The following is an 11123-nucleotide window of genomic DNA, read 5'->3' on the forward strand; positions in this document are numbered from 1 at the left end:
GTGTTCTCTGGCCTTACAGACGGGTAGTCGTATCGAGATACTGCTGTTGCTTAAGATGTCGCAGGAGAACCCGTCCCTCCGGCATAAACTCGGTGCCGTAACGCACCAGACCAATGCCCTTCAACTCAGCGTCAATGGCATAACGCAGCTCGCCGGGAACGTTCTGCTCCAGCAGAACGACCGCTATTTTTTTCAGACGGGGTTCATATTTCAGCAGCACCTCAGACAGGGTCCCCATCAGCTCATGGGCGGTACCCGGCATACCCTGCAGGATTTTAGTCATATCCGGCAGACCATAATCAGGCAGGTGCGCCAGTGTGCCGGCGCGGCAGTTGAGAATACGCTGCATGTTATCGAGCACGGAGAGGATGACCTGGTTCTGCTCACTGACCTGCGACAGCGGAAGACCGCCAGTAAAATGGCCGGTGAGCATTTCATACAGTGAGGGTGTGTTGTGTCCCTGGGGCATCAGTCATCCTTAAGAGGTTGCAGCGTCAGATGGTTATTGCCCGCTTCCAGAATGCGCGGCTTATCCGGATCCAGGTCGTCTCGTTGAATAACCAGCCTCCAGGTGTTGTTGACCATATCCGGATGACGGAACAACCCCACCACAGCCACAAACTGAGCGTCTTCTTCCATCGGCATGTTCAGGTTTGCATCACCGCCGGGCTTCACCACCACGTCACGACTGGCCAGCAGGTCGGCTTTCAGCACGGTGTCACCATCTTTCAGCAACTGCTGATAGACCGTTTTGTCAAAGGTCTTACGGTCCTTGAGCTGGTAGACACGGACCACAACGGATTCGGATAACGAGTTGCTTTCACGCGCATCCGTGTTCAGTGCTTCACGGGCCGTAAAGTCCAGATGCAGCACCTTTATTTTCTTGTGAAAAATGGCGGTGTAGGCCGATTTGGTGCCATCGGAGATGCCCTGCGTGACGCCACAACCGGTCAGGCTTAATGCCAGCAGGCAGCATGCAGATTTAATCAAACTTGTACGTAACACGTCTGTTTCCTTGTTGTGGTGTGGCGGGCTCCAGCCCCGTGTAATAACCCAGCTCTGTGGTAAAGGTCTGCGGAATATCCTCCGCCAGCTCTCCTTCTTCTTCCGCGCCCAGCACGCCATTCATGCCAAGCCAGAAAGGTCCTTCGCCGAGCGGCGGAACGGCCAGCAGGCGAGTACTGGTTGTCAGAGTGATTTTTGCCTTAAAACGCCAGCCCAGGTAGACGCGCAACATCACCAGAAAATCCTGGTACAGCAGGCCGTCCGGCTTCCAGCCCTGCGATTCCTTTTCATCGTCAGTGGCCAGCGCAATCAGCAACTGGCTGTTGGCGTCCATCGCCTCATCGCCAAGCGGCGTAATGCCGTCCAGCAGAAAATCTTCATCGCCGTAAAAGCCCAGCGGCTGGCTGATTTCCACCGGCCGCAGGCAGTATGGACTCACCTGCACCGTGGTATCCGGGGCCAGCAGGCTGACCAGTGCCTGCATGCCCTGCTGGGTTTTCCCGGGCTGTTGCAGCACACCGAGCAGCGCCAGAAATCGCGAGACGGGCGTGGCGATATTCTTAGCCGTTCCGGGAATGCCCAGCCCCACCAGGCCCAGCAGCGACTGAGATATGCTGTCCGTTCCGCCGGGCTCGAAGCTTGCCGGGTAAGAGTATTTACGCCAGATGCGATAAAACTGCGTCAGGATGCGGTGGCTGAAGATATCCAGAAAGCCCTGAAGCGCCTCGTGCCCTTCGCGACGCTGGGTGATGTCATCCAGGTAGGCCGTTGGTAAGGGGGAATCGACACCGTACATCCCCATAAAGGTCGTGCGGATGAGCGGCGGTTTGCTGTCATCCTCTTCGTTATATTCGACAGTCTTCAACTCGCTGGCCGGAAACCCCATCCCCGGATGCGGGGCAAAGCGTACCGGGTCATCGGCGGGATGGCTGGTTGAGCCCATCAGCGGCCTGCCCGGATTCTGCTTCTCCAGCAGCTGGCAGAAACGGTAAAAGTTAATCCGATTAAGGTCAACCTCCAGTCGTGGGGTCAGCCGGGAATGCGGCGATTGTGCTTCTCTTCCCATTCCAGGTGCTCTCCGGTCGGTTGCAGGATAATAATCAGGCGGTTAAACAGATAGATATCGGTGTACAAGGCGAAGAAGCGGCTCAGCATCTCACCAAACAGGCAGATGTCGCCGCGGCCGGCAAAGCCGTGGCTGTCGAGCATCACTTCAATCTGTACGCCGCGCACCAGGTAGCCCTGTTCAAAGCGTTCAATTTCACTGTGCTTCACGTCGAGGATGGCCTCAAGGCGACGGCGGTTCATCTCACTGTCTGTCCACTCGTACAGCGCCAGGGTACCGCGCAGCACGTCGGCATTATCCATCATCGACAGAAACCCGCTGCCAAGGTGGCTCAGCACGCGCCAGTGGAAACGATCCTGCGCCGGGGGATAACAGGGCAGCGTCGGCGCACACAGGTTACGCACGGCGATGCTGGCCGAGGTGGTTTTCATTACCGTATCAAGTACCGTGCTCTGCAGAGCACGGCGCGGCAGCTGCCCGTTGGTGCCGGTCAGCGTCAGCGACAGGCTTTCATCTTCTGGGACGGTGTGATTATCAAAGGCTTCACCGCCAAGGATAAGCCAGGTGTTATGCAGCCCGGACGGACCGCACCGCACGCGGGTGTGGTAGTAATATTCCGGCGCTGCGTGGCGCATCATTCCGCCCTTGTGGCGGAAGCTCGAAAACGGCACGTAGGTATGCCGGCTCGATGACATCACCGAGTCCACGGCGTAAATCTCGGTATGACCATCCTGTACGCGCATCGGCCGCAGCATGTATTCGGTTTGCAGGGACGTGAGCGTCAGCGGATCAGATTCCAGCGGGAACAGGTTAATCACCGGCACGCAGTTCAGGCGCAGATGCTTTTCGGTAAAGCTGAAGTCATGCTCCCAGCGCTGCGCCAGCACCACGCCGATTTCAAACCAGGGAAGCTCTGCCGGAAAGGCCACGGTTTCCAAGCCACGCAGGCCGGTGAACATGAACTTCTCGCGGAAAGTAAAGTACTCCAACAACAGCTGGTAGCCGCTGAAACTGCTGTTGCTCTTCGGCCAAAGGGTATCGTCTTCGCCAAATCCCAGCGCGGTGAAATACCCGTCGAGCGGCCTGCTGTCCATATCGCCGGGCATCCGCAGCCATATCCGGGCCACATTCAGGGTGAACGCTTCGTGCATGGCGCAGGCCAGCGGCGCATCGGCATTGAAGTAGAACGGGATATGGCTAAGATCGATACGGCTCCAGTCCGCCAATTCGCCGCAGTTAAAGCGCAGCGTGACAACCGAGCGGCCCTCCGCATCGGTTGCCAGACGCACACGTTCAAGTGACAGCGGCTGAAGGGTCATCTCCTGGGTGGTGGTGTACCGGCAGCGCGTACCCTTCTCACCGATCGGCCGCGAATTCACCTCGAAGCCTTTGGCGATGCGCATCGGTTCTTTCATTTCGCGCCAGTCGGGGGTGAACTCCACCACCGACATCGACGGAATGGTGCGCAGATAGTGCGGCCACAGCAGGCTGACCAGACCTTCGGTCAGCTCCGGCAGGTCGTCGTCGAGTTTCTCACGCAGGCGTCCCATCAGGAAGGCAAAGCCCTCGAACAGGCGCTCCACATACGGATCGCGTGCGCCCGCTTTATCGAGGTTGAGCATTGCCGCCTGCTCGGGGTGAGCGCGGGCAAACTCTTCGCCGGCTTCCAGCAGGTAGCGCATTTCGGCGTCGTAATAACGCAGGGTTAAATCGTCCATAGTGATTATGTTCTTTTCGTCCGAAGTATCAGCCGCACAGTACCGCGGCTCGGGCTGGATCCAGTGCAATCAAGCCGGCAAGCAATAGCTCCATCTCAGGCTGCAGGCGCGTTTTATCAGCTTCATTGCGCCCTGCCTTGCCCCGCAACAGTTTTAACCTGCGGGCTTTGACTTCAAATATCAGCTCTGGCGTCCACTGCTCGAGCGTGAGAGCCCGGGCACTGCCGTCGAGCTCTCCCAACAGATGCAACGCCATTTCATTTTTACCGTACTGCTCGCTGACTCTGGCCATCAACAACCGCATCAGCCACCGATCGCGGGCAGAGGTGTAACCCGGCTGAACCTGCAGCCAGCTGAGCGCAACCTCGATGCCTTCGCCGTCTGCTTTAGCCATCACTTCAGGCTCCAGCGCCAGCACATCACCATCGCCGCTCGCAGTGGCCGCCATCACAGGCTCATTTTCCCATCCCGGCGGATCATCCAGTACGGTTTCATTAACCCAGCTCAGCGTCACGTCGTCGGCGAATGGTGTGCCGTCGCTAAATGCCAGCGCTTCCAGCCCGGGAAGGCGGGCCAGCAGCCCTTTCAGGTCACGACAGACGATGTCGGCGCGCACGCTGTCCGAGTCCAGTTTTACCAGTGCCTGCCAGGTGTACCACTGCACATCCAGCCACAGGTGGTTGACTCCCTGGGCCAGCAGAGTATCCGTATGCTCCAACAGTTCTAACCAGCTTTTCTGCAGAAACAAGCGTTTGAGATGTGCTTTATTGTCAGGCTTAGGCGGAGCCAGGCGAGTGCGCCCGGCCGCATCCAGCGGCGGAAGCTCCGTCAGCGTATCCCAGCGGACGCTTTTCAACAGATGATGGCCTGCCAGCCAACCACCGGGCTGATCACGCAGATATTTCGCCAATACCTTGGCCTGATCGAGCAGATCGCGCCCTGACGTGACCGCATTCATCAGCGGCGCGGCAGGGGGTGCCGCGGTCACGCGCCCCTCTTCCCGGCTGGTCTGCGGCACCAGGCTGCCGGCACCGCCATTCTGCACCAGGCGGTGGTCCAGAGCCTGATACAGCCCGCCAAGTTCCGGACGCGCATCGTCATCAAACGTCAGGAAAGCCTGCTCCACCAGCAGTAGAGCGCCGGTGGTACGCTGCATGACGGGCATATCCACTTCCGGGTACAGCGCAAGGCTGTCCGTCACGCGGCGACTGCCCAGCCACTCCAGAGCCGATTTGCGGCTGCGGGCGCGCAGGGGATGCAGGCCGTTGCCAAACCGTTCGAGCATGGCGGCCAGCAGCTCAACGCCCTGCGCCAGCCCGGCTTCGCCGTCCTGATGCAGACGCGCCCAAACGTAGAAAGTAATGACACGTAAGTCCTTACACCTGTCGGTCAGCAACTTTTCCGCCAACTGGCAAATCAACCCGGTATCAATGCCGGAGAGCTTGTTGACCTCTTCGCGGATGCGCTGGAAATCGTCGTCGTAGCCCGGGTCTTCTCCGGTTGGCCGATGTTCATCCACCGGCATCAGCCAGCGCGCCCAGTCAGCACAACGCGCCCGAGCCTGGCTCACCAGGCTGTTTTCATCCACGCCACAGGTGTGAAGTAAATTCTGCAATGCGGTCATTATTCCATCTCATCCATGGTTAAGTGCTCGAGATTGGTTGTGCTTTTTCAGATTCTATCCATAGCGCTACAGCTGTCAGGCTGACAACAAGGATGACTAATTTCAATACTGGTCATCAGTCCCACAAAGCGATCGTTATTCGTTATAAATCTAACCCAACCAATTTGAGGCATCATCAATGCCTGCCTTATGCAGAAATGACATACCGCGAATATGTTAATGTTTTTATTTTCTGATCGCCCTTAGCATCAGTCCATAATATGGACCAGCATCAACCATCCCCGACTTAATAGAGACTTTCTTTCCTTTATCCACCAACTCTCTTGACACTCCTCTTTCCAGTCTTTTTCTCATATTTGACTCAGGACCGCTGTCTCCATTGACGACTCTGATAGTTCCATATTCCAAATTAATATCCATCGTTTCAAATTTCATTCCTTCAATAGCAGGAACGTACAACCTGAGCGCTCCCCTATCAGGATGTACATCCTGCACAGAAATTTTTCTTTGCTTATACAGTTCTTTGTTACTATTGTAGGTAAGAATGACATAGATTGGTTCTCTATCTCCCCCCAATAACTCACTGGATTGATAGTCAATATAACCTAAAGTTGGCGCAATCTTGGTAGCCGTATAATCCTTTTCAACAAAGCCTGATATAAAAGAGAACCTGTCACCGCAACCTGCCAACATCAACGCTACAAACCCAATTAGAATAACCTTATTCATTTTCATCTAGCTTCCTTTCTCTTATCAAATAATCTTATTATCAAAAAAAACATCCCAGCCAATATGCTCATTAACTGGCATCAATAAACTGATGTAGCGTATGAAGGATATTTTAATAATCCAAAATGTCTATTTTTCGTAACTTGCCCATTATTCCATCCCCTCCATGGCTAGGTTATCAGAGTGGGTCAGTGCCTGCGCTGCTGCCGAAGCATCCACGCTGAATATGTTTTCCGGCAGACTAAAGCCGCGCAGTTCCAGCAGCGCCAACGGACCTTTTCCGAGTTGTGAGCGCAGCACCCACTGCAGCGCTCGACCATCCGGTGCGGTAAAGCTCATCATCCACTGGCTGCGGTCAAGCTGTTGACGCTTGCTCAAGTCCAGCCAGCGTATAAAGCCCCAGGTCCCGCTGTAATCCCCGAACAGGCGCGCACCAGCGTTGACCGTGGTCCAAGTCAGCATCGTCCCCGGCTTGTAGGTATCTCCCGGCCAGCGGAAGGACTGCCAGTCGGCCATCTGATTGAAGTAGTGCAGCTTTTGTCCATCAATGGTTAGCTGCGTCTCCACCACCTGCGGCACAGGACGCGCCTGCAGCTCAAAGCTGATACCCTGGCTGCCATCGGTGAACAGAATGTCTGACAACTGGCTCAGTTGGTTAATGGCCCGCAGGAAGGCCGGGTTAAAGTTCAGCCCCTGGCTGTTGACCTTATCCGGCACCCACTGGCTGCCCTCTTTGTGCAGCACGCCGTTGAGCTCTGTCGACAAGAAGCGCTCTATACGTCCACTGTCCTTACGCACAAATTCAGCCAGCATAGGTAAAGAGGCATCACTTTTGCTGGCGGCAAACGGGAAACGACCGTCAAAAGCAGTTTGCCAGTTCGCGACAACCGAGCGACTCCATTTGTCGTTCAGGCTCGCCGCCGACGGCTGAAGCACCGTCTCCCAGGCCTGGGTCAGCGGCTGCACAAACATCGTGCTGCCAAAACCACTCCACTCTTCGCCGAGGCTTGCCGAAATCAGACGACCATATTGTTGGGTATCAGTGAGGTCCACGCTTTTGCCCTGGAATACGGTCTGCGCCAGGGTCTGCATCATCGCCTGCGGGTCTGAGGCGCTGGCCACCTGCTGCAGCCGCAGACGCACGCGGGTGATACGGGTCAGATACGTCTGCAGACTCAGAGAATTGTCAGCCGACATGACGTTGCTGCCCGTATTTTTACCCAAAAGCTGAAGCAGCGGACCGAAAGTTTCATCCAGTGGTCCCTGGGGACCTGTCGCTGACTGGTCAATTGCGGGTTTGTCTTTTCCACCAACCAGCTCTTTGGCCGATTTGATGATGGAGTCCGAAAGACCTTCGCTTTGCTGGCCTGTCTGTCCCTGCCAGGCGAGGGTATTCATCAGGGCAATCAGCGGGGACTGGCGAACATCACTCATCAGCGTGAGCTGGTCGGTGACATCGGCAATATTGTTCGCCGGGTTAAGCCGAAGGCTGTTGAGGAAACTCAGCCAGCTGCCGGAAAAGTCGGTGAAATAGCGTTGCGTCAGGCGCGCTTTCAGGGCATCCGGTGACAAGTCAGCCGACACGGCCTTATGACTATCACTCAGTACCCAGTCGATTTCATCGCGGCGCGAGTTAGCTGCTTTCTCAATCGCCTGCTGAATGCCCCCTTCCCAGGCCTGGCGGGTGAACATGCCCGGCACCACTTCGTCGGTAGTGAACAGACGACGCGCATCGGTACCGCTGGTCATATCCTCCAGGGACACATCGGCGAAGTTACGACGCACTGCCTTGAGCATATTTTCGTACAGTGTACTTTCAGCGTTACGACGCCCGATTTGCTGTAACAGCACCTGGCGACTCTGGCTCACCAACTGCGCATCCGGTGTGATTTTCCACTGTGGCTGTTTTGGCAGCTCAGTGATGTAGAAGGCCCAGAGATCCGGCGACAGGCTTTGCCACAGACCGGTAGAAATACCCATTCGCGTCGGCTGAACGGTTTTCAGGGTCTGCGCATAAAACGCGCCATCGACTTTATCCGGACGGGCCATCATCAGCCAGGCTTTAAGCTGGTCATAGCCCGGTTTTGCCAGCAGTGCGCGCTGGTCACTATTGGGGGCAGAGTTTGCCAATGCGCTGAGTTTCTGCGTCAGGGCGGCATTTGCCGGGTCACGAATCAGGCGGTTGTTCGCCACGCCGTACCAGGGCAGCAACGCATTGAGCAACTGCTGATTATGGTCAAGCCCAAAGCGCTGATACCAGGGGGTGCCCTTCTGGATATGATTTTGCAAACGACCGGCGTCGTTTCGCAGATAGTGCAGCGCCGTCAGCTGATAATCGGAGACAGAAGGATGCTCCACTAAATCATGCGCTTTACTTGCCACAGAGGAAATCTGGCTGTAGTTCAGGATAAAGGAAAGCAGCATGCCCGCGCCCCAGATGCCAATCACCACCATTAGCCCCCAAGCCAGCATCTGCTCCCAGGCCATACCGACACGGCGGCCACGTACGCGAGTACAGTCGTCAACGATACCCTGCCAGGTGGCGGGCAGGGTCAACGCATGGCGTTGAGATTCGGGGATATATTTCTCAGGGTCGACTGTTCCCTCAGACTTATGAATAGATTGACTGTCCGGCAGACTGAACATCAGGCCACGCAGCGGAACGCGCTGCTGGGAGGCAGGCAGCCATGGCAGCAGTTGTTCAGTCCAGCGGGCGATACCGCCGTCTTTGAGATGCTGACCCAGACGCAGCAGAAAATCGTGGTTGTTATTCTCTAGCATCTGGTTCACGCCCTGCTCCCGCAGTTCGGGCAGCATCAGCTCAAGCTGGCGGGTAATGTCGTCGGCTTTGGCACGCAGCGGGAAACTAGCCCCGACCGGCTGTTCAGTGCGTTTTGCCTGCGGCCACTTGCTGTCGCACAGCTGCCACAGCCAGACCGGCGCGGAATAACGCAACAATTCACTGATTTTTTCCAGTCCACGTAAATCGCTGTCACTAATCTGAGGGGAGAGGTTAAGCGACTGCGGTACAACACGGATTATTCCGTCCAGAGGACGACCGCGACGCAGTTTACGCAGTGCAGTGTATTTTTCCTTGTCCGGTTCAGTGGTCAGGCTGCCGCCGTAAATCAGAACGGTGCAGTTGCCTTCGAGCCACTGACTTTCCTGCAGGCCTGGTACCAGCTGTTCAATCGCAGCGTCGTCACCGGTCATCAGCAACAGGCGGACCTTGTAGCGCCAGAAGAGGCTATAGCGCGATCGGAGGCGTGTCTTCAGTAGACGGTAAGCCGTTTCGTGCTCCGTAACCTTTGTCGGTCTGCGCTTGCGTGATGACGACGGGCTAACCTTATCCTTAATCAATAACCGGAAGGCCATAAACCCCAGTACCAGCATGCTGAGCGCAATTCCCCAGACGATAAAGCCAGAGACAATAAGCGGACGCAATGTTTCCCATTCCGTTGATCGTTCGGTCGCCCACAGCCACCATGCCACTGCGCCCAGTAGTACCAGTAAAGTGGTCACAGCAATACAGACAGTTGCCGTGGCTGCCACAGAGATGGCAGCTGGCTTATTGACGTTGTCCATCAGGTTTTACTATTCCAGTTGCGAGGGTGTTCATCGGGTCGCGTGCAATCCAGCCGCACGGTTGTTGGTGGTGCGCGGCATAGATTGCCGCCAGGGATAAAACAATCAGAGTTTCCATATCGCCAACTTCCCCCCAGTTGGCATCCTGCAGATGCTGGCTGACATCCCATCCGGTACCCGCCAGCACCTCGAGGCCGGGTCGGGAAAACAGCGTACAGGCCTCCGGTGGGTCTTGCATCTCGTTCTGTTCCAGTGCACGGGCGAACACGGTGAGCAATAGGTCGCCTTGTTCTTGCGAAAAAGTTTCACCTCGCGTCAGTTGTACCGGACCATTAAGTCCGGCCAGCCACAGTGCCGCAGATTCTCCGACGGGACGTTCTGTGCCTGACTGCGCCGCGATAACCTGACACCCGCCAATCAGTATCGTGTCATCAGGTTTGGCTCCGGCAAGCTCGCCCGCTATTTCCGTCAGGCTGGCCTCCCCTTGCCAGGGCTCAGGTCGGGCTGGCAGTACAGTGTCCGGGAAAGCAATCGCCATCTGTGCGCGAAATGCCTGCCAGGTGATGTCGGCCCCCAGCCAGTAGCAACGCCGCGGTGGAGTAAGTATTTTTTCACTACGCTGCTTTTGCCACTCAATAACCAGCAGTTCCGCCAGCCGCCTTTCACGAGCGGTGGGATCCATAACCGAAATTTGTGGCAATCTAAATACGCTGCTGCCGCCCTCTTTTTTTTCCCCCGGCGGGCGTTGTTCACGGTTAAGCACACGCAGCCAGTCAACTGAACGGGTCCCTGCTGGCCCCAGCAACAGTCCTTCTTTTAACCAGAACGGCTGCCGGTGCGCAGCCCACCACTGCTGCTGTTCATATGCCACCAGCTGATAATAGAAAGCGGCGTTATGCATGCTGACGCGATAGTACAGAAACCGCACAAGCCAGCCAGTGCCTGACAGCAGCAGTGCCACCAGAATACCGGCGGCCACCAGCGAACTTTTACCCTCGGCAGAGGGCAGCAGTCCGCCAGCACCGCCGCCGAACAATATCAGCAGAGACGTGGCCAACAACCACCTTGCGGTACCAGGCGGACGCGCCGTTTTGTACGCCGGATAATCAGGGACGGACCTCACTGGTCAATACCGCAGTCAGGAAACGAGCTGACCAGCGTACAGCCGCAGGCACAGTGGTGACCATGCAGCGCGACGGGCTGTCCATCAATCGTGGTTAATGTGCTACCTTCCGCGATGGTCGTCATACCGTGTTTGTTACAGCGAACCGGATCTCCCTTACAGGCAAATCCCTGACCAAAACACTGGTAGTGCCCCCCTAATACCTTGCCACCATATTCCCGCAGGCTGTCTCCTTTGCGGATGACTGTACTCATCGGTTCTCCTTACTCAGTT

The 11123-nt window shown here is 56.4% G+C and carries 9 protein-coding genes; all 9 read right to left on the reverse strand.

The genetic code is table 11. The annotated features are described in order from the left end of the window. Positions 1-13: 13 nt before the first annotated feature. On the reverse strand, positions 14-469 hold the full coding sequence (tssE, locus tag BHU62_RS21355) for a type VI secretion system baseplate subunit TssE (RefSeq protein WP_073534448.1): 456 nt from the start codon (positions 467-469) through the stop codon (positions 14-16). Next, positions 469-1005, reverse strand: a complete 537-nt coding sequence (tssJ, locus tag BHU62_RS21360; protein ID WP_073534449.1) for a type VI secretion system lipoprotein TssJ — start codon at positions 1003-1005, stop codon at positions 469-471. Before tssJ ends, tssE begins: the two co-directional genes overlap by 1 nt. After that, entirely contained in the window at positions 983-2071 is a 1089-nt protein-coding gene (gene tssG, locus BHU62_RS21365) for a type VI secretion system baseplate subunit TssG (RefSeq protein WP_073534450.1), read from the reverse strand. Before tssG ends, tssJ begins: the two co-directional genes overlap by 23 nt. Beyond that, positions 2035-3789: a type VI secretion system baseplate subunit TssF gene (tssF, locus tag BHU62_RS21370; protein WP_073534451.1), complete on the reverse strand. Its 1755-nt coding sequence runs from the start codon at positions 3787-3789 to the stop codon at positions 2035-2037. The genes tssG and tssF overlap by 37 nt, the downstream gene beginning before the upstream one ends. Positions 3790-3817: 28 nt before the next feature. Then, the gene (gene tssA, locus BHU62_RS21375) at positions 3818-5413 is read right to left on the reverse strand and encodes a type VI secretion system protein TssA (RefSeq protein ID WP_073534452.1); all 1596 of its coding nucleotides are present in this window, start codon (positions 5411-5413) and stop codon (positions 3818-3820) included. Between the two features lie 225 nt (positions 5414-5638). After that, entirely contained in the window at positions 5639-6148 is a 510-nt protein-coding gene (locus tag BHU62_RS21380; RefSeq protein WP_073534453.1) for a hypothetical protein, read from the reverse strand. Positions 6149-6292: 144 nt separating this feature from the next. Continuing rightward, positions 6293-9727, reverse strand: a complete 3435-nt coding sequence (locus BHU62_RS21385; protein ID WP_073534454.1) for an ImcF-related family protein — start codon at positions 9725-9727, stop codon at positions 6293-6295. Next, on the reverse strand, positions 9711-10850 hold the full coding sequence (locus tag BHU62_RS21390) for a hypothetical protein (RefSeq protein ID WP_073534455.1): 1140 nt from the start codon (positions 10848-10850) through the stop codon (positions 9711-9713). Before BHU62_RS21390 ends, BHU62_RS21385 begins: the two co-directional genes overlap by 17 nt. Beyond that, entirely contained in the window at positions 10847-11104 is a 258-nt protein-coding gene (locus tag BHU62_RS21395; RefSeq protein ID WP_073534456.1) for a PAAR domain-containing protein, read from the reverse strand. Before BHU62_RS21395 ends, BHU62_RS21390 begins: the two co-directional genes overlap by 4 nt. Positions 11105-11123 lie beyond the last annotated feature (19 nt).

The organism is Serratia marcescens (assembly GCF_001902635.1).
Lineage (GTDB): Bacteria > Pseudomonadota > Gammaproteobacteria > Enterobacterales > Enterobacteriaceae > Serratia > Serratia marcescens_F.